The 26,379-nt window shown below is 38.9% G+C and carries 24 protein-coding genes; 10 read left to right on the top strand and 14 right to left on the bottom strand.

The window, feature by feature from the left end; genetic code table 11:
* Window positions 1–107 precede the first annotated feature (107 nt).
* Both cas1 and csx18 read right to left on the bottom strand, forming a co-directional pair.
* Window positions 108–1,097, bottom strand: coding sequence for a CRISPR-associated endonuclease Cas1 (gene cas1, locus H6G73_RS17510; RefSeq protein ID WP_190606786.1), 990 nt, complete (start codon window positions 1,095–1,097; stop codon window positions 108–110).
* A gap of 21 nt (window positions 1,098–1,118) precedes the next feature.
* Window positions 1,119–1,394: a CRISPR-associated protein Csx18 gene (gene csx18, locus H6G73_RS17505; RefSeq protein ID WP_190606784.1), complete on the bottom strand. Its 276-nt coding sequence runs from the start codon at window positions 1,392–1,394 to the stop codon at window positions 1,119–1,121.
* Window positions 1,395–1,610: 216 nt separating this feature from the next.
* Here csx18 and H6G73_RS17500 point away from each other — a divergent pair, with 216 nt between their 5' ends.
* Complete coding sequence (locus H6G73_RS17500) at window positions 1,611–2,798, top strand: helix-turn-helix transcriptional regulator (RefSeq protein WP_190606783.1); 1,188 nt, start codon at window positions 1,611–1,613, stop codon at window positions 2,796–2,798.
* Window positions 2,799–2,955: 157 nt separating this feature from the next.
* Window positions 2,956–3,156 (top strand): hypothetical protein, encoded by a 201-nt coding sequence (locus tag H6G73_RS17495; RefSeq protein WP_190606781.1) that lies wholly within the window; start codon window positions 2,956–2,958, stop codon window positions 3,154–3,156.
* Window positions 3,157–3,234: 78 nt separating this feature from the next.
* On the opposite strand, the gene H6G73_RS17490 is transcribed toward H6G73_RS17495, so the two are convergent.
* From H6G73_RS17490 to H6G73_RS17470, 4 genes are all read right to left on the bottom strand, one after another.
* Window positions 3,235–5,919: a hypothetical protein gene (locus tag H6G73_RS17490; protein WP_190606779.1), complete on the bottom strand. Its 2,685-nt coding sequence runs from the start codon at window positions 5,917–5,919 to the stop codon at window positions 3,235–3,237.
* A gap of 1,260 nt (window positions 5,920–7,179) precedes the next feature.
* Window positions 7,180–8,778 carry a helix-turn-helix domain-containing protein gene (locus H6G73_RS17480; protein WP_190606775.1) on the bottom strand — a complete coding sequence of 533 codons (1,599 nt, stop codon included), beginning with the start codon at window positions 8,776–8,778 and terminating at the stop codon, window positions 7,180–7,182.
* A 400-nt stretch (window positions 8,779–9,178) separates the two neighbouring features.
* Entirely contained in the window at window positions 9,179–9,808 is a 630-nt protein-coding gene (locus H6G73_RS17475) for a hypothetical protein (protein WP_190606774.1), read from the bottom strand.
* Window positions 9,809–9,870: 62 nt separating this feature from the next.
* Window positions 9,871–10,122: a hypothetical protein gene (locus tag H6G73_RS17470; RefSeq protein WP_190606772.1), complete on the bottom strand. Its 252-nt coding sequence runs from the start codon at window positions 10,120–10,122 to the stop codon at window positions 9,871–9,873.
* 137 nt (window positions 10,123–10,259) lie between these two features.
* On the opposite strand from H6G73_RS17470, the gene H6G73_RS24290 reads away from it, so the two are divergent.
* Both H6G73_RS24290 and H6G73_RS17465 read left to right on the top strand, forming a co-directional pair.
* Entirely contained in the window at window positions 10,260–10,460 is a 201-nt protein-coding gene (locus tag H6G73_RS24290) for a hypothetical protein (RefSeq protein ID WP_206756238.1), read from the top strand.
* 2 nt (window positions 10,461–10,462) lie between these two features.
* Entirely contained in the window at window positions 10,463–11,044 is a 582-nt protein-coding gene (locus H6G73_RS17465) for a siphovirus Gp157 family protein (RefSeq protein WP_190606770.1), read from the top strand.
* Window positions 11,045–11,262: 218 nt separating this feature from the next.
* Here H6G73_RS17465 and H6G73_RS17460 read toward each other — a convergent pair whose 3' ends face one another.
* On the bottom strand, window positions 11,263–11,979 hold the full coding sequence (locus tag H6G73_RS17460; protein WP_190606768.1) for a response regulator: 717 nt from the start codon (window positions 11,977–11,979) through the stop codon (window positions 11,263–11,265).
* 219 nt (window positions 11,980–12,198) lie between these two features.
* Between H6G73_RS17460 and H6G73_RS17455 the strand changes: the two genes are divergently transcribed.
* Window positions 12,199–13,314: a hybrid sensor histidine kinase/response regulator gene (locus H6G73_RS17455; RefSeq protein WP_190606765.1), complete on the top strand. Its 1,116-nt coding sequence runs from the start codon at window positions 12,199–12,201 to the stop codon at window positions 13,312–13,314.
* Window positions 13,315–13,689: 375 nt separating this feature from the next.
* Here H6G73_RS17455 and H6G73_RS17450 read toward each other — a convergent pair whose 3' ends face one another.
* Window positions 13,690–14,553 (bottom strand): hypothetical protein, encoded by an 864-nt coding sequence (locus H6G73_RS17450; RefSeq protein ID WP_190606763.1) that lies wholly within the window; start codon window positions 14,551–14,553, stop codon window positions 13,690–13,692.
* A 116-nt stretch (window positions 14,554–14,669) separates the two neighbouring features.
* On the opposite strand from H6G73_RS17450, the gene H6G73_RS17445 reads away from it, so the two are divergent.
* From H6G73_RS17445 to H6G73_RS17435, 3 genes are all read left to right on the top strand, one after another.
* Window positions 14,670–14,927: a ribbon-helix-helix domain-containing protein gene (locus H6G73_RS17445; protein WP_242034236.1), complete on the top strand. Its 258-nt coding sequence runs from the start codon at window positions 14,670–14,672 to the stop codon at window positions 14,925–14,927.
* Between the two features lie 210 nt (window positions 14,928–15,137).
* A complete protein-coding gene (locus H6G73_RS17440) occupies window positions 15,138–15,686 on the top strand; it encodes a GNAT family N-acetyltransferase (protein WP_190606762.1) in 549 nt (182 codons plus the stop codon).
* An 11-nt stretch (window positions 15,687–15,697) separates the two neighbouring features.
* Window positions 15,698–16,237 carry a hypothetical protein gene (locus H6G73_RS17435; RefSeq protein WP_190606760.1) on the top strand — a complete coding sequence of 180 codons (540 nt, stop codon included), beginning with the start codon at window positions 15,698–15,700 and terminating at the stop codon, window positions 16,235–16,237.
* A gap of 22 nt (window positions 16,238–16,259) precedes the next feature.
* On the opposite strand, the gene H6G73_RS17430 is transcribed toward H6G73_RS17435, so the two are convergent.
* Window positions 16,260–16,634, bottom strand: coding sequence for a hypothetical protein (locus H6G73_RS17430; RefSeq protein WP_242034235.1), 375 nt, complete (start codon window positions 16,632–16,634; stop codon window positions 16,260–16,262).
* A 17-nt stretch (window positions 16,635–16,651) separates the two neighbouring features.
* A complete protein-coding gene (locus tag H6G73_RS17425) occupies window positions 16,652–16,957 on the bottom strand; it encodes an HNH endonuclease (RefSeq protein WP_190606758.1) in 306 nt (101 codons plus the stop codon).
* Window positions 16,958–17,241: 284 nt separating this feature from the next.
* Between H6G73_RS17425 and H6G73_RS17420 the strand changes: the two genes are divergently transcribed.
* Both H6G73_RS17420 and H6G73_RS17415 read left to right on the top strand, forming a co-directional pair.
* On the top strand, window positions 17,242–19,560 hold the full coding sequence (locus tag H6G73_RS17420) for an AAA family ATPase (RefSeq protein WP_190606756.1): 2,319 nt from the start codon (window positions 17,242–17,244) through the stop codon (window positions 19,558–19,560).
* 344 nt (window positions 19,561–19,904) lie between these two features.
* Window positions 19,905–20,990, top strand: coding sequence for a tyrosine-type recombinase/integrase (locus tag H6G73_RS17415; protein WP_190606754.1), 1,086 nt, complete (start codon window positions 19,905–19,907; stop codon window positions 20,988–20,990).
* Here H6G73_RS17415 and H6G73_RS24500 read toward each other — a convergent pair.
* From H6G73_RS24500 to H6G73_RS17395, 4 genes are all read right to left on the bottom strand, one after another.
* Window positions 20,943–21,167 carry a helix-turn-helix domain-containing protein gene (locus H6G73_RS24500; RefSeq protein ID WP_242034234.1) on the bottom strand — a complete coding sequence of 75 codons (225 nt, stop codon included), beginning with the start codon at window positions 21,165–21,167 and terminating at the stop codon, window positions 20,943–20,945. The two genes, H6G73_RS17415 and H6G73_RS24500, sit on opposite strands and share 48 nt — an antisense overlap.
* 102 nt (window positions 21,168–21,269) lie before the next feature.
* Entirely contained in the window at window positions 21,270–21,875 is a 606-nt protein-coding gene (locus H6G73_RS17405) for a Uma2 family endonuclease (protein WP_190606752.1), read from the bottom strand.
* 225 nt (window positions 21,876–22,100) lie between these two features.
* A complete protein-coding gene (locus tag H6G73_RS17400) occupies window positions 22,101–22,940 on the bottom strand; it encodes an SWIM zinc finger family protein (protein WP_190606750.1) in 840 nt (279 codons plus the stop codon).
* A 6-nt stretch (window positions 22,941–22,946) separates the two neighbouring features.
* Window positions 22,947–26,360, bottom strand: a complete 3,414-nt coding sequence (locus H6G73_RS17395) for a DEAD/DEAH box helicase (RefSeq protein ID WP_190606748.1) — start codon at window positions 26,358–26,360, stop codon at window positions 22,947–22,949.
* Between the last annotated feature and the right edge of the window lie 19 nt (window positions 26,361–26,379).

Raw genomic sequence — 26,379 nt, 5'->3', positions numbered from 1 at the left:
ATTTGTTTGTTCTTTTTATTTCATCTTATTCCTCTGTCTTATCCTTCCTTTTGTGGTTGCATTTGTTTGCTTTTTCTCAGGGTATCCCGTTAGGTGCAAGATATAAGTTAATCAATTCTGTAAGGCTGATAATGATGACTAGGATTGTAAACAAACTGTTTAAAAGCCCTGACTTGTTGAGTTAGTAAATCCCATTTTGGCTGTTTTCCATCATTGGTTTGTATTTCCTCAGTCATCCGCTGTACAAAAGCACGTAGAAACTTCTTTCTCCCAGAATCATTTAAATAACACCCACCATCCTTAAACTCAAAATCACTCTCCGCGCTAACAATTCTACGATTAATTAACCACATCACCAAAGAATCTACTAAAGGTGCGCGAAACTCCTCAATTAAATCAGAAGCCAATGCTGCATGACCATCATGAGCTTGATGTAAACAAGCATAATAAGGGTCTATTCCTTGAATTTCAATTAATGCTAATAGATGATTCCACAAAACTTGATAACCAAAGCTCAACATTGCATTCACTGGGTTTCCTGGAGGACGACGACTGCGACCAGAAAACACAAAATCAGGATTAGCTAGGCATTCACTAAAAGCAGAAAAATATTGAGCAGCACCAGCACCTTCAAAACCCATTAACCTTTCCCATGTATCAGCCTGTGCTGCTTGTTCCGCTAAATAATCTAAACTTTCTAAAACCCGTTCTATAACTTCTGACTCTCTTTTTTTTCTTTGTCTCCTCAACAAAATTCTACTATTTTTCAATTTACCTTTGACAATAGCTCTAGCAGTAATTAACCTGTCTACAGGGGATAATTGTTGTTGATAACGCGATAATTGACGGTATCCCCTAGAAATCGGTAAAATTCTACCGTAGCAGTAGCCCATCCGCGATAAATACGCAATGGGAATATCGCGCCATAAACAAGCGCGAATGACTTGAGTAGTTACTTGCGATCGCCCAAAAATTAAAATCTGTTCCAACAAAGGTAACTGCACCTCAACATATACAGTGTCCCCTTGCTTAACTAACAAAGTTTCTTTCTGCAAACAGACATAGCAATTTTGCTCAGAAATATAAAGAGTCTGCATAAAATCAACAATGATGAATTATTAACGCCACCAACGTTGTAAATTTGATTTGCTTGTAGAACGATGTTCGCCTTCTTCTGAGGAAGTGAGTTCTGCATTTTGTTCTGGTTCTAACCACAACAGTATCCTATCCCCCATACTGGAAACCAAATAAGTAGCAAGAGTCACCAATAAAGTATTCATAATTACTGCTGTTAAACCCAAAGGTGCAATTAGCAAAATGACCAGAGTAATACCGCCATTAATAGTAGAGACAGAAACATTTCTGACAGCAGCGGAGCGCCGGGAAATATACATGATGCAGAAAACCTGACATAAAAGTGATGATATTGACTACCATAACTTCAGAATCACCCAAAAACCAGAAAAAGAAGATAAACTGAATTATTATAACTATCTGCTACAAATTAATATTCATAACACTTACAGCTAATCTCTAAAAACTGTCTAAATATTTTCTTTTTGTACGTAGATTATTTTCCATAAATTACTAACAAAGTAATTATTTTGACAATGCCTAAAAAACCTACTCATCCTTACACAGAACGTTTAGCCTTTGAACGGTTATTACTATTAATTGCTACCTTACTCAAATATCCTGGTGTGGGGAGTCCAGAATTTCTAGAGTCTGGTGACAACCAAAATCATGATGCAATTAGTGTAGTGAGAATATATCTACAGAAATTAGCACAAGAATTAAATATAGAATTACCCGACAATTACCCAGCAGTTGCTACATTACGCAAAGATTTAGAAACACTCAGAAATTATGGTATCCTTGACCGTCGGATGTATCGTTGGGGCTATTATTTAGGCACTGGTGCGCTGTCTACTGCTGAATTAAAGGTAGCATTTAACTCCTTAGCATCTCAGGCACAATATCAAGGTGATGCCCAGACGAGACGCATTTATGAAACTCTCAGTAAAAGACTGCGTGGTTTGGATATGGAACTCAAAGGAGAATTTTTTTATCCTACCCGTCAGCATCTAAATCGTGCCATCATTCACACAGACCCAGAAGAAATGGCCGCAAAGGGAGAAAACAGAGATACATTATTTCATCAATTACCATTATTAGAACAAGCCATAAGTCAAGGAAAAGCCATTGAAATTTCGCGCACTAAAGATTTGTATGCTTCTAATCGTATTGGACGTTTTCAAGTATTTCCTTTACAATTAATTTATCATGATATTGCCTGGTATTTATTATATGAACTTTGTGAAAATGGACATTTAGTAATGGGGCGTATTAATCGGTTTAATAGTCATTGTTATCCTGTAAAAATACCAGCACGGGGATTAGAAAAACAAAGAGAAAGTTTAGCTAAAGCCTATAAGTTATTTGAAAATGGCTGGGGATTAAACTTAGGTGAACCAGAACTACAACAATTAGAATTATCAGGAAATCTTAAATTTATTAAAGTTGAGGTACGCTTTTATCCTCCCATATCAAATTTTATTTTAGAAGGAGAGCGTCGTCATTTAAACCAAAAAATTATACTAGGAGAAACCGACAAAAATACTGGAGAATACAAATTTATAGAGTACCATGTAAAATTACCACCCCGTTCTTTAGATGAGTTTCTTTATTGGGTTTATCGCTATATGGACAAGGCAGAAATATTATCTCCCACGGAATTAAGAGAACAACATCGTCAAGCTGGACAAGCTTTATTTAATCGTTATTTTCGCGAAATTTAATTTGACAATATTACTTGTTTTTATGTTTCATCTTCCCCAGAAAGACAATACAAATTTTATAGTAAAATACTGACTCTGTGAGACATATTTTTGCTACAGATTCTTAGCAGAAAGCGATCGCCTAGCTAACCTGTTGACTTATATAAAAATTGATATTATGCCTAAAATACCCGAATGTAGTCGCTGTCTCCTTTATTCACACAATCCCCACCTTGTCTGCGCTGTTCATGCTGGTGGTGTGACTGGTGATAGTTGCATGGATTTTAGAGAAGACCCCAAGGCTGAACCTGTAGAACTGTGGCAACCAGACGGGGCAACCTACTACAATGGCGAGTTGATTTTACAGCCCCAAAAATGAAGATGCCGTTGTTCTAACCATTCGGAGAGTGAAAAATTTTAGGAGAGCAGGGTGGATAATTGTGGACTGCAAGTTTAATCATCCCAAACTTTCCACAGCTTCCCAAATAAACGGCAAACACCCAGGATTAGCCTCTGACCATGCAGTAGCTTCTACTACCAAGATTTCTTGACCCGAATCAAGGTAAAATTCCATTCGGAACGTCATCTCCAAATGTCGGCGCTCTTGACCACAGATCAACCGCCCTACAAACAAGCTGTATTCCCGTACCTTTTTGTGAGCATGACTTACTGCCAGTAGCCGCAATTTTGTTAACCGCTTGAGGAACTCAATCCTTGAGTTATCATCAGCTTTAGAACCCTCATCTGAGGTATTTTTCTGCTCATTATTGCCATTTTTAACTGGTGATTCTGTTGTTACCTCTGGTCTCGTATCACCTTTAGAGGTACTTTCCTGACCATTCTTGCCATTTTGTCGGAATGGTTCTGGTATTTCTGCACTTGGTATCAAATTATCAACAGAGCCACTCTGCAACCCATTCCAGCCACCTTGAAGCAGTGGTTCTGCTGAAACCAAAGCTACTGGTATTTCCTCCCCAACAGATGTTCTCTGCCAGCCGTTGGAGGCAATTTCCTGTACTGGTTCTGCGGTTTCATCTGGGTTCACCCCAACAGGTGCAATTTGCCCCCCGTTATTCCCTTGTGAGGCTGGTGTTTCTGGTGAAATGGCTGATTGTATCAACTCACCACTCCAGACCCCCTGCCGCCTTTGAAGGCTGTTAAGTGAATGTTCGCCTGTCTTTATCGCATAAGCAATTTCCTGTTCATTCTCCCCAGCCATTGATAAGTTTTGTTTATCGTTTTTCGACGAGGCGCAACGGAAAAACAGGTATAAGAAATACTGAATTAAACTAAGTTTGTTTAATTCATCACATTCGATTTTGTTCTCTTCGTTTGATTGTAAAATACTTGCAGTGATTGAATTTTCTAATTCGTCACTGAGTTGATTTAAATTATTTTCAACTCTATTAGCAGAATTTATGATTGATTGATTTTCTGCAAGTTGAGTTACAGCTGAGTCTTTTTGAATGTCCTCAATTTGATGTGTGCGTTCTGCAACTACATCAGCCCCTGCGGGACACGTAGCTGGTGCTATACATAAAACCTTCATATAGGGCAAGTGTGTGTAATTGCTCTCTGAATAAGGGTTTTGATGTATCTCTTTTTTTTCCATGTCGTTTTTTCGGTCAAACTGTGTGTAATTGCTCTCTGGATAAGGGTTTGCGCTATTTTCTGATTGTTTGCTGTTTCTTTGGTTTCTGCTCTCATCCAGGCTGTTATCTGTTTGCTTTATGCTGTTTTCTGCCCAAGGGTCTGGTATGTACCATTGGGGATGCCATAGGTGTCTGTGTTTGTATAGTGTGTTTGGGCTTAATGTTCTGTTGTATCTGCGTTTGTATTCTGCACTTATCTGTTTACTTCTCTCTGTTATTCTTTGGCTTGATTCTGTTTTTGTTTCTTTTTCTGTTTGTATTTGCGAGTCTAAGTATTTTACTATTTCTTCTATGCGTTTTTGGGTCTGCTGACTGCGTTGCTGATTTCTGATTTTTGTTTTTTCAAAGGGTATTACGTTGTCTAGGTTTTGATGATTTTCGGTTTGGCTATCTCCTGCTATGGCTAGGGCATATGTGTTGATGAATGTTCCTAGGGGGCGTTTTGGACGACTGGCATAGGGGGTATACCATTGGTGTTTGATTGTGCATTTTATCCAGTCTCTAACTCTGGTTTCTATGTGATGTTGGTGGTGGCAATACTGTGTGTATCCTGGGGCGTTTCTGGCTGTTTCTACGGCGTATTTCACGAGGTTTTCGGATTCTAGGTCTTTAAATACGATGCCGTAACCGACGATGATTTGTAGGAGGGTGTTTGTTTGTCCTCTGTCTGTCCAGCCTGTGGCGATGATTTGTTCCCATTCGGCTTGCCATTGTTCGATTTTGATGCCTGGTTTTTGGCGATATTGTTCTTTTGTATGCCGCTTTCTGGCTTTTTCACTGGCGTATCTGAGTTTGGTTAGGTCTTGCCGTCGGGCTGCATGGTCGCAATGGTCTAGGAAGGTGCCTACTGAGTGGCTGATTGGTTGTAGGTGGTCATCTAGGAGGAATGCGCCGCTGCCTGGCTGCATGGGGCAGCGGATGGCGTTGTAGTTGGTGATGGTGTTTTTTCCCCAGGGTTTGGGGTTGGGGAATATTTCTATGTGTCCTGGGCGAATTTTGAATCCTGCGTCTTGTAGGGTTTGTTGTAGGGCGCAGGCTAGGTTGAAGGTGGGTATTTTGACTTTGAAGGGGATGATGAGGTGGTAGCCGCCGCTGTAGCTTGATTGGATGGGGACTGTATCTACTATGCCTATGTCTTCTAGGGCTGCTTTGATTTTTCTATATGCTTCTAGGCTATGGTTGTCTCCTCCTGCATCTAGGTCGATTGTGGCGTATCTGGTGGTGGAATTAAAGCGTACTCCTATGAGTTTGTTTGTGTTTTGATGGTCTGCCCACAGTTGGGATGGCTGGAGGTAATAGTCTATTGTTTTCCAGTCTGGTTTACGGTTGAGGTTATGGGCTGGGGCAACTATGGCACTCCAAGGATGCCAGAAGTATTTTATGTACCGTTTTCCTAACTCTGAGGCTGGTTGGTGGGGTTCTATTCTGGTTTGGTAAGATTTCCGCTGTTTTGATTTGCGGTTTGGTTGGGGTTTTTCTGGTAGATACATGGCTGGCTTTCCTCGATGTTTTGTTTTTGTTCATCGGGTAGCCGCTAGTTGGCTTTGATTTGAGTAGCTGTAACAAGCTGCTTTTTGGCTTTAGGGTCTGATTTTTCGCTGCTTTTGATGGTTGTTAAGAATTTCGCTTTCTTAAAGAATGTCTGAGAAGTATCAGATTTTATCGAGGTATCCCCTTATCAAGGAAGAAAAGGAGGGAATAAATCCACCAATTACCGAAAGTTTGAGTTGAACGCCCTGTCCTTTGAGAATGCTGCTGGGGATTATGATTACGCCGCAAACCTCATAAAATTATGGGGTGAGGGTTCCTTAAATGACCAGTAGTATCCTGTAGGGTAGGAAGTATGCCACAGCTATCTCAGTTTCATGCCTAATAATTGTTGGTAAACAGGAAATTCATGGTCTAAAATGGGATCAAATATTTTTTTGTTTGTTTGGACGAGTTGGATAGCTCGCCCGTTGTTGAGATGACTGGAAATCATCTCGTGGTTTTTGGTGAACGTCATTCTAGACTTTTGAGTCTCCTGTTACCGAAACCAAACAACTAGCGGACTACCCAGCTTTTTTTTTGGAGTTATGATAATTCCCTAACAAAGATTGATTAAATAAGTCCAGCAGTTCTATGTTTAGCCCCATAAACAAAACTCCTTGGTAAATGCAGTTTTTTTCGTTATAAACCTCAGAAAGCGCTACCGAAACTGCCGAATCCACCGTATTTCGCATCAAAAGGGTGATTTGTTCAGTCAATAGATAGCCGCGTAGGTAATATTCACACATTGTGCCATATTGGCAAGAACGGTATTTGAAAACTGATCTATCTTCTCCGCAGAAAAAAACCCTTATTTAGCAAGGGGTATAGCCCCCGTTTGTTATAGGATACTAGAGTTTTTGTTATAGGATACTAGAGTTTTTGTTCTAACGCTAAAAGCCATGTAAGACAAGGGTTACAAGCTATTTTTGCATTTTTTTTCTTTAGAACTAAATTTTGTTTGAGAACTAAACTAGAACAAAAACCATCTGCTTGAAGTTGATAGCCATCTGGTGGTGAAAACTTGGTGAAGTAGCACACCCTGCCTTGCTTGCAGCACAATGCACAAACGACTAAAGGTTGACAATTCCGCCGAATTAAGTAGATTAGCTTTAAAAATTGTTGTTATAGCCAGGAAAAAACCAACAAGCAAGATTGAAGAGGCTGTTGGACTAATTTACTTGCCTTTACATATTTTTGTTTTTTCAAATAGTTCCACTTAGTTAAAATTTGATATCTAAGAGGATGCGGACATAGGCGGATTGTTGCGGGCTAAGTGGGCGATCGCCTCGTTCTACTAATGAGATGAACTTTTGAGATACACTTAAAAAACTAGCTAATTTAGTCTGTGGCCACCCTTTGGCAATCCGTGCCTCTCTCACTTGGCTACCAGTCAATTTAATATCTTCTGAAGTTGTATCCTTTATTTTGGGCTGTAATTGTGATAACTTTGGCTTAACTTTGGATGCTATTAGTTCAGGAATAGGATGTGGGGGCTTGATAGTCAGCCGAGCATTCAATAGTTTGTTAAAGTATCCTTTAGGCTGTTTCTGCTTACACCCTGGCCTTAGCAATTCAGGATAAGTTTCTGGGTCAAATGCAATTTGCCAGTTAAGTTTATTAAGCAACTGATCTAAAGCTTTATCCCAACGTCGCTTCAGCTTAAAAGCTTTCATTCGATCACATAAAGCTTTATCTAGTTCTGTTTTGGGCAGTGCAATTTCTATTAGCTCCTGTACTCTGTAGTTGCCATCAAGACGAACCCGGCTATCTAGTGTCAAATATATAGCTAACCTTAATGTCAGTTCTTCATGATAAGGATCAATTTCTAAGACTTTTTGAGCTAAGTAGCCAAATTGAAACAAAGCTTCCCGTGATTCTGCTCCTGCTCGGTTCAAAAAGTATTTAGTCCAAGCACCTGGTTGAATAATGATCTGAACTTCTAATGGTTCTTCTATATTGCCAGATAAATTCACCTGACCATACGGCACAATCGTGATGTTCCACATACGACCAACAGGTGTACTAGCATTTATACCACCTTTTCTATTTCTACCTTCTATCCATACTGTTTTAACCAACAAACAATCCAATGCAAACGCAGTTTTTGCTATTTCTAGAAGTTTTTGATGTTTAGGTAAATTAGTTCGCTTATCCCAGCCAATTTTTTCGATTAACTCACTACCTTTGATAGTAAATAAGCTTTCCCAAGGTTTTTCCTGCTCCATCGTATAGGCAGCAAATATTAAGTGTAATTTTACACTATTAAAGCCAAATTTATCAATAATCTGTTGGGCTTCATTCCAAGGAAGTAATGTTACATCACCTGGGGTACTAATATAATGCTCAATATAATTTTGGGGATTACCTTTAGCTCTATGTTGTGCAACAGCTATCCCCTCTTCATTCTTGTGCCAAAACTCTTGTTTTTTAATCTGAGAATTAATACTTGAAAGCATAAGTGCTGCTGTAGGAATTGCCTCAAATGGCTGTGATGTAAATAAAGAGCTTTTTTGTCCATCTCTACAGCCTTCAAGATCCTTATTGATTATATTATAGAGATGAGGTAGGGTATTTTCATCAATTTGATATTTTGCAGCAGCTAGTGAGGATATTGTACTATACAATACTTCGTTAAATATGGCATCAAACAATTCTGAATTATCTGCTGCTGCTCTATAGAATGTCTGTTCAGATAAAAAATAATGAGGTAATTTATCGCGAATTACTTGTTTAATATTATCTTGAATTTCATTTAAAATAGATTGATTTAATTCGTGATTGTCAGTATCTTTAAAGACTTTTTTTTTATCTGAAGTCATGACAGTTGCAAAAATTAATCAAATATAGATGGGAGCAAGTTTAATTACCCTCATTTCGTATTAAGGGGATTTTTGAAGTTACTTAACGAGAGAATAAGTATTCTAGACTACAAAGAAATAAAATTTTTACCTGATTTGGAATAGTTCAGAACGCTATGGTCAAATGCGAGAGGAAACAACTGTTAAAGTAAAAGTTGATGTTTGGAATGTAGCATTTCTTTCCTGGTATCGCAATATTATTGAAGTGCAGCCCGTAGACCATCAATTTTTGGTTATCTAATTTGTAGTTTCTAGCAACCATTGTTATTGCTTCCAAAAAAGTTAGTTATTTGAAACTAACTGAATACCAAAATTATCAATCAAGTAGTGTAAGTTAGTATTGTGGCTTGAATTGTTTAATTCATAGACTGTGTTGGTATATATCTTGCAGATAAGACTGACGATAATTATTCCTTTTCCTCAGCCTAGCCTCACGCTTTGTCCAGCGTTTTTGTAAAGGTACATCAGCCCATCTTTGTAACAGCACGAACAGGTTATCATCTCCTGTTAACTTAGCAATTGTTTGAGCAATAACCTTACAACAACTCCAAGGATGACGCACTACCTGAATTTCTGCAAACCTGATTACAACCCAATTACGCTCTAAGAAAAAACGGTTGCGAATTTTATCATCCTCAACATCAATACAGTGATGAGGTTTACCAGTATCTCCAGTATAAGGCTCATCAATCTCGATATCAAGTGCTAATCCAGATGAGTGATGATAAAAAATAAAATCAGCGGAGTAGCGAAGAGGATAACCAGGAATTTCAAACTCAACTGCCTGACAAATCAGATTTCCAGAAAAAGCCGCCAGTAAATGCCGAAAAAAATGTCTTTCGCTCACTCCCTGCTTGGCTATACTATTTTCATCTGGTAATGCAACGCAACCTTGAAATGAAGCTTTTAGATACTTCTGTCTTTGATTACCACTCCTCCACTGCCTAGCTAAAGGTGGATAAAGAACGATTGGATAATAATCAGTAGACATAACTTAATTTTTGTTAAACTCTAACAATTCAAAAGTCGTCACATCAAACAATCAACTAATAATTAAAAACTGTCTAATCTAATATCTTTCCAAATCTCAGAAATTTGCCATCCTGTATTACCTACAGATAGAACTACAGCATTATCACGCATTGGCACAAAGTTTGGTTCTTGATATTCTATACTTGGGTTTAGTTGGTTATCAACAACAGAATCTTCTAAATTACGAGAATCGATTTGCACTTCTTGTTCTTTTCCTTCTTCTACTATTTTCGGCTTTTGAATAAGCTTTTCAGATTTTTTGATGAGTTTCATCTTATTTGCAGTTTTAATCCTAAATTGACAACGTAAAGAAAAAATTACACTAAAATAAATCAGAAAATTTTGGTGCAATACGAACATAAATAGATGCGCTATCGCGCTCAGATTGATGGCGTTAAGCAACCTAAATAATGCAACAATCAACAACTGTAACAGAAAGTATAACAATACTGAAGCCTAACTTTACTGCTGCGACTGAGCAAAATCATCAGGTTATACAACAGCGCACTTCAAATTTATCTCTCGATACCAATTTAGATGTGGGCACAATAGCTATTTTAAACCAAATTGAAACTGAACATGAATACTATCAGACTTGTGGAAGGTGGTAATCATGACTATAGCACTCGCGCAACAATCTTTAGCAGGACTATCCCAAACAGCTGCTCATCTCTGGGAACAGCTAACTAATTGCCAGACTCCTGAAGAAGAAGATGCTATTATCACTGCTATTTGGGAAACTGAGGAAGCACAGTCACAAGCTGTTGATATCCAAGCCGAACTGGCATTACAACTAGATGCAGAAATAACAGCTATTAAGCAACGATTAGAACACCTTAAAGCCGTACATCAATCAGCACTTTTAAGACTAGAACGCTGGCGGCAGAAATTCGATGAAACTATTTTAGAACAAAATGCTACAGGGATTTTACCTGAGCAAATGGTTGGTAATTCACTACGGATCACAATTAAAGAAAACCCGCCGAGTTGTGACGTACTGGTAGATGCAGAACAATTACCTGCAAAATACCGAAAAGTAAAGACGGTTTACTCAGCAGATAAGAAAGCAATTATTGCTGCTTGGAAGAAAGGAATTCCTGTAGATGGTACTCATGTTGAACGTAAACGTCGGGTTGTTTATGCTTTAACAGCAACAGCAATTCAAGATTTCAAAGATTCACTTTTAGTTCACTAGCACCTTATTGATGAGCCAACAAGGGTTATGTAATGGCTTGTTGGCTTTTTATTGACCGCGCGTAAAACCCCACCCACAAGGGGATAGGGATGTAAGCGCGGTTAATATTTCAAGAGCAACTACTTTTTCTATAGTAGTCATCTTTGTTCTTCGTGTCGTGTGACAACACTTCACTTTAGGTAGTTGTCTCCCGTAGATTTCTTTGCTTGTCTAATGTTTTACTCAAGTAAACCTGCTCGCAAGGCTATGACAGCAGCTTGAGTGCGATCGCTAGCACAAAGTTTGTCCAAAATACTCCGCACGTATACTTTAACACTGCTTATGCTGAGGTAGAGTTTTTTGGCAATTTGTTGATTTGTATAACCTTGGACAATTAACTCCAAAACTTGCATTTCCCGATTGGTCAATGGTTCTGTTTCTGGAATACCAGCTTGTTCTGGCGCAATTGCAGAGATGGTTATCGGTTGAGCAACTTTCTGTTGCGCCATCGCTGTCAATTGACGAGTATGCTTGAGAATAATTTTCGCAATTACTGGGTCAAGCCACGAATAGCCTTCGTAGGTTGCATATACTGCTTCTAACAGTAACTCAAACTTAATTGTCTTCACACAGTAAGAATCAGCCCCCGCTGCAAATGCTGCTAATACCTTTTGTTCCACAGTATACGAAGTGAGCATAATGATTTTTGTTTGCTCTGCGGCTTCTGCTAGCATAGATTGTCGAAACTGCTGTACCAGTGCTATGCCGTCAAAATCTGGTAATCCAATATCCACAATTGCAATATCTGGTTTATTATCTTGCAGCAATTTGAGACCAACAGCCGCAGTTTCAGCATCTCCCACAACTTGAATATTCTTTTGCTCATTCAAACAACTGCGTATTCCCACCCTAGTCAAATTGTTGTCTTCGATAACTGCTGCTCTGATATTTTTCATGATTTATCTCAACAACTAGTGAATGTACTCCTCCTAGTGTGGTAACTCATGAGTTAAAAATGGCTCATTCTATCGGTCAGATTTTTCCTGCTCTTTAGCCAATATCTACCTATCGAGGTATGAAGAGTCTTCAAATTTTCTTTATAAATCTATCTAAAGATGAAGATACGTAGAAAAAAATTAATAGCAAACTAAATTTAAAATATCTACTATAGCCGTATGACACCTTTCTCTTGGAAACCATATTCAACAGAAAGCATCCTTTTGGTAGATGACACAGCGAAAAATTTTGACGGCGTGAAATCTGTTCTCAAGCACCAAGGATACAAGGTAACAGTAGCAAATAGTCATTGTGAAGTCTTAATCAAGATTGCAGAATCTCCCCCTGACTTAGTGCTATTAGATACCTTCATGCCAAATAAGACTGGTCATGAAATTACTCGACAAATCAAACAGAATTCTGACTTACCTTTTATACCTGTTTTGCTGATTACCAATTGTGACGAGTCTAATTTAATTCAAGGTTTACAAGCGGGTGCTGACGAATTTTTAATTGCGCCTGTAGAGATAAATGAATTGCTGACGCGAGTGAGATCGCTACTGCGACTTAAACACAGTATTTATCAACGAGAAGCAATTGCTCGCCAACGACGGGAAGATTTTGTAATTAACTTAACTCATGATTTACGTACTCCTTTAACATCTGCAATCCAAATGCTGAACCTGATTCAAACAGGAAGTTTTGGTCAACAATTGTCCCAAATACAAGAATATTTACAGCAAATTGCTGAAAATAATCAAACCCTGTTAGATATGGTTGAAAATATGCTAGAAGTTTACCAGTATGAAGCAGGCAGTAAATATTTGGAGTTCTTTGCTGTAGATTTGTGGGAATTAAGCCAAAAAGTAGTTGAGGAACTTCAACCTTTAGCTCTGGTGAAAAACTTAAATCTCACCACAAAATTGAACAATACATATCCATCAGCAGTAAAAGTGTGGGGAGATAGGATAGAACTACACCGACTGCTAGTTAACTTAGTTGGTAATGCCATTCGCTTCACCGATGTTGGTTCAGTAGAAATTCGCCTCTGTTCCACCGTTCAAGGGGTAAAAATTGAAGTGGAGGATACAGGCATTGGTATCAGTGAAACAGAGCAATTACTGTTATTTGAACGTTTTCGCCAAGGCAAGCATCAACGTCAAGGCAACGGTTTAGGATTATATTTATCCCGACAAATTGTCGAAGCCCATCAAGGAAATATATCTGTTTCTTCAACTTTAGGGAAAGGTACTATCTTCACTGTCCATTTGCCTAACACAACGAAATCTGACTGAGCAAAGTGTGGCGAATACTGGACGAAAAAGTAAGCAAAATAGTGTTCTATCTAGGGACTGTTTAGCAAAGCCGTTGCTAATTGGGGTCTGTTAGGCTTTATTTCTCAAGAATTCTCATACATCCTGCCTTCCGCATCCTAAACTGTCACACAACGAAAATTGGTCGTTTGGAGATTTGGGATGAGCGATGCCTGCGGTGAGCGTTGGCCTAGCCTCTCGTAGAGAAGCTATCACACTCTAAAATTCCTTAGCTTTAGTAAAAAACGCAACATTAATTGTGGATAAAAACCCGTTAGCAAAGCTTGGCGTTAGCCATAAAAACCGATTGTCACACCGGAGGGTGCGGCATGTGGGATACATCCACGCTGGAAAGCGTCAACTCAACCCGTACTCTTCCTCAACAACAGCCAATAACTTTTCTTGTAGTGGTGTCAAAAACGGTTGATTTTGCTTCCCTAAACCACTCAGTAACCAACCCACAGCAGCGTCTCGATTCCCAGTGGCTTGATGCAATCTCACAAGGCGCTGGCATAATTGCTGCATATATTCACAATCAGCCCCAGAGTAATTTAAGTACTTGAGGTTTTCTATTTTGACAGTATACTCTCCGTCCCAAGTGGTAATTGTGCAACTAAAATTACCCACATGAGTAATAATTCCCCAACACCCGCTTTTTCCTTTCAGTTCTGGATTGTCTTTTGGTAATATTTGGCACACTTCTCCCAGGTGGTAGGGATTAGGCAAGTTCGTTTTCTCGCGTATTTTGTCCACAATACTTTTGACAATGCGTCCTGATGGTACTTTACCACCTGCTGCCTCTACTGCCTCCTGCCAACAATCAACTTGTTCCTCTGCTTCCAGTTTTGTCAGTGGTCGCACCTGTCCTTCAGCTGTTGGTAAAATGTCCACAATTTGTGGACATTCTCGCAGGTTGTCCACAATACCTGCTGCGTCGATGAGTTGATAGGAACGGGAACGGTTATAGCTAAACCTGTCTTTGCAGTATTCATCAAAAGTTTTGTGAGAGTTGCGATATAGTCTTCTGTCTCTCAATTCTCTCAAAGCTTTTCCAGCTTCGTAAAACGCTCTCTCTACTTGACGCTCTAAATGCAGGCGATCGCGCTCTTCTTCCTCTGTTAGTTCTTCGGTAGCTAAGACTGTTATTGTAATATTAGCAGTATCAATACTTAAGTCATTATTGGTAGCTGTAGCAGTCCTGTCAAGCGGCGCATTAATCATTACACTTGCGCTCCCGTTCAATTATACTTGACATTATAACGTAGTACCACGCAATTCAGCCATATTGTTCAGAAATATTTGCTTAATTCTAGTTGCGATATAATTAAGTTGTCGTTATGAGTGTGGAAGCAATGGCGAGACCTGGTGGCAATCCTGATTTTGGAACCAAGTATCGCTTTGACTATGGCAGAGATGAGCCTCTTTCTGAACAGGTAAAGGTATTGATGCATCCGCAGATGAAAGACCAACTGAAACATCTGGCTGATTTAGAAAAATGCACAGTACCTGATTTGATTCGGGAAGCGATCGAGCAATATTTGACCACTAAAAAAGCAACTAAATTGACATCCACTCCGACGAACTTGACAGTGTAGCAGGAGATTCTCAAGAGTATTCTTTGGGTTTCCTCGCACTTTACTATGTCGATAAAGAAGATAGTTTGGTAGTTCTTGGAAAAATTTCAAACGATGCTGTGCTAGCGGGTTGGTATATAGCTAGTGCTATGCACATTCACTTTTACTCTTTTACCTAGGACTAGAATAGCCGTTACAGACTTTAATAATAAGTTTAAATAGGAGATTTAGGTGCAGCGAAAAATCCAATTAAAAAGAGGCAGTGACAACGCATCTGTTGAATCATATTTGGTAAAATTACAACAAAGAAATGTTGATGATTATGTAAATGATTGGGTTAAAAGCTTAAGGTTATTTAATCAGGAAGATAAATACTGGGACTGGATATTTAAATTAAGATATATTGCCACTCAAGATAATCTTGAAGGTTATGCAATTGAGTGTGAAAACAAAACTCAAGGATTAATGATAATAGAAACGCAAATGCACGGTTCCCGGTTAAATATTGGGAAGAGGCTAGTTTATATTGATGGCATTGCGACTGCCCCCACTAACCGAATTGAAATTCAGCGTCCACCTCAATTTAAAGGTGTTGGTCAAGCACTGTTAAATTTTGCAAGAATTAGAAGTGTTGAGCTAGGGTATGAAGGTAGAGTTGGGTTGCATTCTTTACCCAGGTCTGTAGGATTTTATGAAAAACAAAATATGTTTAACTGTGGAACGGAAGAAGAATATGATAACTTAGTTTATTTTGAGTATGGCCCATTAAGACGAACATAAGGTGAAAATTTATGAATAACCAACAGCAAAATCATAATTCTCAGGTGAACGAGCCAGTAACAACCCAAGAAGCTATAGATTTACTTTTTAGTGAAGGATGGCTTGATGAGGCTGTTCGTATCGAAGATGAAGCCAATTGCACTATTGGTGCTGGTTTGGATTGGGGTAATGCACTACCACCTTTAATGCTTAACCTTCCTTTATTTGGTCGTTTATCAACTCTGCGTGTATCACTTAACCGTGAAATCAGGCTAATAATTGAAACATGGAATTTAGGGGTAGGTACCTCTTCAGCAATAGAGACGGCAAGGAGACGCATTCAAGAACGGTTGCTATCTCCTGCACCTGAGCTATTACCTTACTTAGAAGCCATGCTGTTGCAAGATGATTTATACGGTGAAGAGTTTATATCTAACCGCGAAGCTCTCAAATTGCTACTTGCAGTACTTATCACCGATTCTGATAGAGCGGAAATTGCAGAGACAGCTGCTAATTCAATACGCACACAAGTTATGTCTCAGGTGCATTTTTCCGAAAAACTTTCTGCTTAAATACTTAACCTAATATATGGGTTTAAATTCTCTTTTCATCAATATTTGGGTTCTCCTGATTTAATTGTTGCTGAAATTCGGAAATTGACCCTATAGTGACAGATTGCTCTAGTAATTGGTTTAATCGCTCGTGGTCATAAATTTGCTTTATTTGTTCGACTAATTCAGACGGAGCATCTTCAAATCGAGTTTTTAGGATTTTAACAATAGATTCCTGGAGAGTTTGCGCTCTTTCTATACGTTGTATACTTGTAATATATGTCATCTGTTTTTCAGCCTCAAAACGCTGCAATTCAGTTTTGAAATTCAAATCTAAATCCGGTGGTAACGTCATTAATCTATCTATTAACCGGAATAGCTGAATTATTTTCTCCCTACTACAGCCTAACTCATACATCCGTTTGATTAAGCTGATTAAATTTTGAATTTCAACTCAAGCTCCAACTGTCCAGGAGATATATTACCCCGACCAAAGCGGTGATAATATAAGTGGCATCCACTACACAAAGGTGCAAGATTTTCTCGTCGATTATCCGCAGGATTAAAATTCCAATGATGAACTTGGAGAGTATAAGCTCGACGTTGAGATTTTGTCAAATGAGAAGTTTCTTCTCCGGGCTTTAAGCACAGTTTATCGCATTTTTGACAACGCCAGCCAACCGATTCTTTCACAGCATTAGCTATTTCTTTCCAGTTAGAAGGATAACGACTATTGCTCATTTTTATGTCAATTACACAAGAATATTTTCAGGATGAATTTTTAATAGTTATTTTGTTATGTATGAGAATTATTTTACATTAAATGTGCGTATACAACAAGAGTTTGAACTATTATTGGATATTTTAATAACAAATTTTTATAGAACTAAATGCGGATATTCGTATTATTTCCAGTACATCATTAGCATTTTGATAGAATTAACCAGTGACTAATTGTTGATTCAGACTAGATAATGCACGGACAGTGCTAATTTTAACTTGAGTTTTTATTGTTACTAAAATTTATGGATTTATTTGACCAACATTTGATGCGAATAACAGAAAAAGAAGCACCACTAGCAGCACGGATGCGTCCCCGAACTCTAGATGAATTTATTGGCCAAGACCATATCATCGGACAAGGACGACTGCTGCGACGTGCTATTAGCCTAGACCAACTATCATCACTAATTTTTGCCGGACCCCCAGGAACTGGTAAAACAACACTTGCCCGCGTCATTGCTAACACTACCCGCGCGGATTTTATTGCCATTAATGCCGTCCTTTCTGGAGTAAAAGAAATTCGTGCAGCCATTGAAACAGCCCAAGCACAACGCAAATACCACAATCAAAAAACCATACTGTTTGTAGATGAAGTCCATCGTTTTAATAAATCTCAACAAGATGCCCTACTACCTTGGGTAGAAAATGGCACAGTCATCTTAATCGGAGCAACAACAGAAAATCCTTACTTTGAAGTTAATAAAGCACTTGTTAGTCGTTCGCGCATTTTCCAACTCAAGCCACTCAACGAGCAAGACTTATATCGTGTAGTTGAACAAACATTAACTGATAAACAGTGTGGTTATGGAAACTTAGCAATTAAAATCGACCCTGATGCTTTAGCTCATCTTATTAATGTTGCTAACGGTGATGCTCGTTCATTATTAAATGCTTTGGAATTAGCTGTAGAAACAACACAATTAACTGTTGAAGATTTACCATTCACCGCTAAAACTCAACAGTCAACATCAGCCAATACCAGAGGTGTTATTCATATCACATTAGCAGTTGCAGAAGAATCCATTCAACAACGAGCCGTTTTATACGACAAAGAAGGTGATGTTCATTTCGATACTATCAGTGCCTTCATTAAAAGCTTGCGTGGTTCTGACCCAGATGCAGCATTATACTGGTTGGCAAAAATGGTTTATGCCGGGGAAGACCCACGCTTTATCTTCCGGCGGATGCTGATTTTAGCCAGTGAAGATGTGGGACTAGCTGATCCCCAGGCTGTAGTTCTCGTCAATTCTTGCGCTGAAGCATTTGACCGTGTAGGAATGCCAGAAGGACGTTATCATTTAGCGCAAGCAGCCCTTTATTTAGCAACTGCGCCTAAGTCCAACAGTATCATGGGCTTCTTCGACGCTTTAGCAGCCGTAGAGCAGGAACGAGAAGCAGAAGTTCCCACCCATCTCAAAGATGCTAATCGTGATCAAAAAGGTTTTGGGCATGGTGCAGGTTATCTTTACCCTCACGCTTATCGTGACCATTGGGTAGCGCAACAATATCTGCCAGCCAGTTTGCAAGGACAGGTATTTTACCAACCATCAACCCAAGGTTTTGAGGGAGAAATTAACGTACAGGTAGCACGTCGCCGTGAAGCTCAACTTGCGGCTATGGTGTCCGGCCTAGGTACTGAGCCAATAGAAATCCTCACCTACAGCAATACAGATGCAGCTTCGGAACGATGGTTGCAACGCACACTTTCCCAAATAGGCACACAGTTAGCGACGGTACGAGAGCGCATTTTCACCATCGCTCAATTACAGCGTCATCATGTCGTTTTAGATATCAATGCAGGTACTGGTTTACTGACCTGGGAAGCAGTCCGCCATGTCCCAGAAGGTGGAGTTTATGCTTGTGTTCGCAGTGAAAGCCATACTCAAGCTTTACGTGAACAAGCTACGACGCTAGACGAATTAAGGCGACCAATAGTTCTAACAGCACAGATAACAGAGTTACCTGCTGTATTAGCTTCTCAAGCGTTAGGTGTAAATTTTGACTATATAATTGGTCGGAATGCTTTATTAAACGAGTCTGATAAAAACGCTGCTGCTCAAATTTTAGCTCAAATTCTACCCCATTCAGGAAGAATTATACTGGCAGAGACTGTACCACGGCATACGCAAAGACTTTATCGTTTGCTAGACGAGCAAAAGCTAGGTGTTAATTTGTACGCTCGCTTAGTAGCGGCAGAGGAGGCGATTTATACTAATTCTTCCGACCCAATGCTGAATTGGGATGTAGAGGATTTGCGAAAGGCTTTTGAAGTGGCAGGTTTGAAAGTGGAAGTGGTGCTGGAGCAGAATTCAACTTTAATGCACATTACATCAGCTTTTCTGAATCGTTTGTTCACTGCCAATGCAAACCGACCAAGTTATCTAGATCGTTTGGCTGTGACTCTGACACCACAGGAATTAAAAATCGTACAGGAGATTTTTACCCAAGGTTTGCTCAACCAAACAGTCAATTGGGAAAGTAGTATTGCATTGGTGCAAGTGGAAGCCCAAATGGTTGATGTGGTGGCAAGATTAAGTCCTGTATTGACGTTTAAAGCTTGATTTTAACGTCCACAAATTGTGGACATTTTGGTGAAGACTAGCACTTAATCCGGTTGTGAAAGATTCAGAACTTTGATTTTTGTCCACAAATTGTGGACATTTTTGTGAGAAAGAGTAGGTATCTCTGAGTGGTAAAAATTTGTCCACACTGGCTGCACTAAAAACAGAGTGTCAAGAAAAAATGAAGCGAACTGGTAAAAATAGAGAGACTTGATTAGTATATTAAATTACAAATAATAAAAATCATTTGTTCTTAAAAATTTAGGGTTATAAACGTGATGTAGAGAGCAAAGTAAGCGAGAATAGAGTTGATATCGAAAACAGCCATTTTCGAGTGCAACGTTATGTCTGATACTATTGAACCTCCGGGGCGGGGATGGGCAACAACTAGGGATGAGCAGGTGAGTGCCTATGGTACTTCACAGGAAATTGCATTGTTGCAAAAATCCCTGGCAGCACCAATTGAACGGTATTTCACCGCCACAGAGGATGAGCAAGATATTATTGCTTTGATGCTGGCTAATATCCGTGCTGCTAGTACCAGGCGGGAGTACCAAAAAGATTTACGCAAGTTTTTTGTGGCGATGACTGGGTGTGAACCCAATAATGATAGTGTGTTGGAGTTTTTACACCTGAATCAGCAACGGGCAGTGGCGGTGGTGTTGAAGTACAAAGCTAAGTTATTAGCACAGGGGTTAAAGGAAGCTACAGTTAACCGTCGTCTCAGCAGTATTAAATCTTTGGTGAAGTTTGCCCGTAAGTTGGGTGTGTGCAGCTATTCCCTGGAAGATGTGGAATTAGAAAAGGTCAAGGTCTACCGCGATACAACCGGGGTGGATGCTCGAACTATGGATACCACGATTGGCATGATTGAGCGTTCTACAGTCGCTGGGAAAAGAGATTATGCCCTACTACGTCTGTTGTGGGAAAATTTACTGCGCCGTAATGAAGCCAGTCAATTAAATATCAAGGATTTTGACCCCCAGGATTGTCGGTTGCGAATTTTAGGCAAGGGACAAGGGACAAATGCGGAATGGGTGAAGTTGTCGGGAGGGACAACACAGGCGATCGCTGATTGGTTGCAAGTACGTGGTCATCTAAGTGCTAATGCACCGCTATTTATTGCCCTTGATCATCGTAGTCGGGGACATCGTTTAACTGGGGATGGTATTCGCAAAATCATTGTCAATTATTTTGATGCTGCTGGTGTGAAAAAGTTGATGTCACCACACCGCATTCGTCATAGTGGGATTACTGCACTGTTAGATGCGACTGATGGAGATGTGCGAAAAACACAAAAAGTCAGCCGTCATGCCAAGTTGGATGTGTTAATTCAGTATGATGATAACCGCAAACAAGGTCAAGAAGAAATGACTAATTTGTTAGCAGATATGATTGTTGACATACTCACCGAGGTAGAACCTAAGTGATTCTTGACAGTTCACAGTAACTCGCTGCCGTTCGCGCAGCGTCGCCACTGGCGATAACAGTCTTACAGTCACTCCCTGTCCGTTTTTTGTCGAGCGGGTACGCTCGCCCGCTACGCTAACAGATTGCTTACAGAACGCTAAAGCATCATTCCAGACAACCCTAACGCAACCAAACAACCGATCTAAACTCTGTTGCTGTTGGTCTGTTGGGTAAAATCTGTAACTTATATCTACCTTTCATGCCTTGTGCTAAAAACGGAAAGACTTTATCCGCAACCCCTAACATGGCATAACATCATCAAGTTTAAGTTGCAAATTGGGAAATAGTCCAGAAACAATGATATCTCCTAAACGATATTTTTGCTGTTGATATACACCATTCACTAATTGACAGACTGTAAAAGTAGGTTGTTTAGGACTACCAATAAATTGCAGTCCACCTAAACCACGAAAATCAACAATCCAATATTCTGGTATTTCCAGAAAAGCATATTCTTCTACTTTTCTAGCATAATTATCTTGCCAATTACTACTCACTACTTCAGCAACTAACTTAATAGTATTACCATTACAGATAATAGGTTCTTTTTGCCAGAGTGGTTCTTGGCTAAGTCTTGTTTTATCTAAAACGATAACATCTGGACGGAGTGCTGTTGCTTGAGCAGCAGGTGGTTTAATTAAACAAGTTTTGGGAATCAACCAGTTGAAATTACCAAGAAGAATTTCTGTACAGATTCTACCAGCAATGTTTCCAGCAACTTCTTCATGGGGTCCCGTGGGTTCCATGTCACGTAATTCTCCGTCACTAAGTTCGTAACGGGGGTTGTCTCCATACTCAACTAAAAATTGCTCGAAAGTAAGGAGTTTGGGAGGACTATAAGTCATAAATTTATACGGTAGCAGCAAGTTATAGCAGAAGTCAGGAGTCAGGAGTAAAACTCTTTTGTAGTAATAGTTTCATGATTAATTGATGTCCTAACTACTCTGTCTACGGCTATATTTTATTTTAACAAAAGGTGAAAATAGCTTTCTCATACTGCCAGTTTTTCCAAAACTAAACATACATAGATTTTTTAAACTAGATTTAGCATAACAAGTACCGAATAACACCTAAATTAAACTTTGATTTTTCGTTTTTACTCGTTGATAAAACTCCTCCATGGTTTCAATAAATGAATTATCTTTATGCCAAAAAGCCGGAAAATCTCCCTGTTTCTTGACAATAATTGCGGAAATACCACTAGAACTAGGTACTTCTATAGTTTGAGGCAAACGCTTTTTACCTAACCAAAATTCCCGCACACTTGGTTTTTCAGCAACAGATTGTTTTTCTAGCTTGGTATAAAACGAAGTAGAAGACTCTAAACTAACTTCTTGGGTGTTTAATTCCTGTGCTAGTGCTTTACCTAAGTTAGAATTAGCCAGTTTAGTCTGAAGTTCGTCCTTTGATAATCCCCGCAGTTCAAATAACAGAAATGGATTATTATCCAATTGAGAAGCAACTAAATAATAAACCCCAGCTATGTGTTTACAGGGATTAGCATAATCTGGACAGGAACATTTAGTTTTAAAATCCTTACTACTATGAGGTAATAAGTGTAATCCCAATTCCTGAAAACTGTCTTCTATATTCTCTGGAACTTCATTCAGTAACAACCTAGAAACAATACTCGCTTTAGATGATAGCTTATCAATAGCTTTATTCCAACTACTTTTCGCTATCGCTTTAATTTCAATAGAAATATGATAAGTTGGTTCTTTGTATACTCCGAAGTAAGGATTAACAGAACCTCTGACCATAGCAGTAATATGATTTTGTTCAATTTCCAAATGCAAAACTTTACCATTATTTGCGTAGGAACATCCGCGTTGTAAGCGACCATCATCAGTAAAATTTTCTAATGCTTGAATAAAGCGATCGCCCCACCATGTCCGACTAAATTTAGCCATAATATATTACTCCAAAATTGCACTTTTATTTAAAGCAATCAGTTGTTTAAAAGCCTCGTTATCTAACTCCGTTAACCAAGATTCATCATTTCCTACCACCGCAGCAGACAGTTTTTTCTTATCTTCTATCATTTGGTCAATTTTCTCTTCTAAAGTACCAATCGCCACAAATTTATGGACAAACACATTCTTTTTCTGTCCAATCCGAAAAGCTCTATCTGTGGCTTGATTTTCAACTGCTGGATTCCACCATCTATCAAAATGAAAAACGTGATTAGCTTTAGTTAAAGTAATCCCTACACCACCTGCTTTTAGTGACAGAATAAACACAGATGCTTCTGTATCCGGGTCTTGAAATTCAGTAATCATCTGTTCCCGACGTTGGCGACTTGTGCCACCATGCAGATAGTAAGTGTTACAATGTAAATTATGTTTGATGTGTTTCTCAATTTGTTCACACACTTCTGTAAATTGACTAAATATCAGCAAACTTTCACCTTCAGAAACAGCTTCATCTACCATTTCTACTAAGCGACTGAGTTTGTGAGAACGTTCGGGAGAAAATTCGCTGTTATCTTGTAAAAATTGAGCAGGATGGTTACAAATCTGCTTTAATTTCATCAGAGTGGAAAGAATTAAACCTTTGCGTTGAATTCCTTCGGCTGTTTGTAATTTCTCTTCTACATCTTTAACGACTACTTCATATAAAGATGCTTGTTCTTTAGTCAGATTGGTGTAGAGTTTTTGTTCAACTTTATCTGGTAAATCGTTGATAATAGATTTGTCTGTTTTAACTCGACGTAAAATCAAAGGTTCGACTAATTTCTTCAGCGTAGTAGATTTTACTCTGTCGTTATCTTTTTGAATGGGGACTTCAAAAGATTTGCGAAACTGGGCTTCTTTACCTAAGTAACCAGGATTGAGAAAGTTAAAAATTGACCATAAATCTAACAAACGGTTTTCCACAGGAGTTCCTGTTAAAGCTAGTCGGTGTTTAGCAGCAAGTTTGAGAATAGCTTTGGTTTGTGCAGCTTTAGGATTTTTGATATTTTGTGCTTCATCTAAAACAATTCTTTGCCATTCAATACTTTGCAGTAGTTTTTCATCTTTGCGAGCTAAAGTGAAAGAGGTAATGATGACATCATACTGCTGACAAGCGGTTTTGAATTCGGGAACAGTTTGGATGCGATCGCTCCCGTGATGTACCATACTTTGAAGATGAGGTGCGAACTTAGCAATTTCCTTTTGCCAGTTACCAACTACAGATGTCGGTGCAATTAATAATGTTGGTAACACAGATGTTTGAGAACTGTTGACATTCTCCCCATCTCTCCCATTTCCTCTATCTTCTTGGGATTTTTTGTATCTCTTATTTCCTCTATCTTCTTTATCCTTCTTGTTTCTCTCATCTTCCGATGTCCCTATCTCTCCCTCAACAGGAAGCGACTCTTTCTGGTATCTGTTATTTCCTCTATCTTCTTCATCCCTCTTGTTTCTCCCATCTTCCGATGTCCCTATCTCCTCCTCAACAAGAAGCGACTCTCTCTCGTGGACAAGTCTAGCAATTACCTGTACCGACTTGCCTAAACCCATATCGTCTGCTAAACAGCCATTTAAACCCAACCGTTCCAAATATTCTAACCAAGCAACACCACGCTTTTGATATTCTCGCAGACTTCCTTGCAAATTTAATTGGTCAGAAATTGGTTCTAATCTACTTTTATCTTGTAGTTTCACCATCATATCTGACAAAATTTCATCATGTTCAATATCCCAATCTTCCCCAGCTTCTGCATGACGTTGTAGAAATTCCAAGACAGACATCTCTGGTTTTTCCTCACCATGAGATTGCCAAAATTCTAGCAACTGCTGCATTTTATCTCGGTCTAATTCCATCCATTGACCACGAAAATGCACTAAATTAGCTCTAGCATTAATTAATTGTTCCCATTCTTGTTTAGTAACAACTTCCTCACCAATTGCTAATTCATATTCATATTGCACCAAAGAATTTAAACCCAAATAACTTTTGTTTTCTCCCTTAGTTGCGGAACGACTGCGACCGGAAGCTTTGAGTCGCAGTTTAGCACGACGACGACCAGCAGGAGTATACCAAGCAGGGACAATCACTTTAAAACCTGCATCTTCTAACACCCAAGCACTTTCTTGTAAAAATGCAAATGCTGCTTCTAATGTTAGTCGCATTCCCACAGGAGTATCTGTTTCTAATCCTTGCCATAATTGAGGATACATCCGCGCTGCATATCCTAAATTCAACAACAAATTAGTTTCAAAGTTTTCACCATACTGCTTTTGTACACTGGTTTTAGTTTTTGGACTCATTGGCCAATAATCTGCTAAAGCTAACTTCAGAGAAGGGTCTTGTTTACTAGACACCAAAAACTGCATTTCCCAGTTATCTATTTGTTCAGCAGGAGGGGAATTAAGTTGAAAGCACAGATAAAATGGTAATTCTGATTGGGAGCGAGTAATTTTACTTTTCCATGTCTGCCATTGTTTGTATTCTTGTAAAGTTACATTCGCTGTGCGGGGATTGTGCTGTTGAGAATAAAAACAATAGTAGACTAAGGAATTGGTAATTTGTTTGTCAAAGGCAGCAGTCGAAGGGGTATGAGTAACTATATTATTGAGGATAGATTCAGAAAAGTGCCGTAATAGGGTTTCTTGGTCAAAAAATTCGATGCTTTCATTATTTGTAGCTGAACCTGCTACACAAATCAATGGCATATATTCAATATATTTTTGAATATTAGTTTCATACTGATCCGAAATTATTTCCCAACCTGTATGGAGTTCAAACTCTGGGGCAGTTGGTTTCTTGGCTTTACTCTTGCTTTTAGTTTGAGCAGATTCTAACTGTCGATATTTGAGAGTTGGGATATATTGGTCTTTGAGAATTATTTGCTTAAATGATTGCGTATAATGATACCAGAATAATAAATCAGAACCGAATTGAATTTCACTGAGGTTATTGATTGCTAAAAAATGGATGTCGTTGAGCAGTCTAATAATATTAATTGCAGGTGTTTTAGTTTTGATAGAAGTTAAAGTTTCATAACAATCTACTTGCCAATATTGAAATTCTGTGTCTGCTTCATAAATTTCTATTTCTAGATACTTAATTAATTCTGGTGAGGGTAAAGGTTGATTATCGGAGGTTGGCAGTGCAAAATATTTAGCAGATATGCGTTCCTTTAATATGGGTAATGGTTCTTTAATTCCTAATTCTTGAACTAAAAATTGCAGTAATTCATCTTTGGGGAGATGTCCAGGATGAATCTGTTGTTTATGATTGCGTTTGTTTTTTAGTACAGGTGTTTCCACCCACAGATAAAATGACCCTGACTGAATAAAGTCGGTTTCTGGGTCTGGTATCCAGGTTCCATGCAGAATTTTCATAGTTGCGTTGCTGCTGGAT

This window comes from Richelia sinica FACHB-800, assembly GCF_014698825.1.
Lineage (GTDB): Bacteria > Cyanobacteriota > Cyanobacteriia > Cyanobacteriales > Nostocaceae > FACHB-800.
The sequence above is the reverse complement of the archived record's forward strand: the minus strand, read 5'-3'. Positions and strand labels throughout refer to the sequence as shown.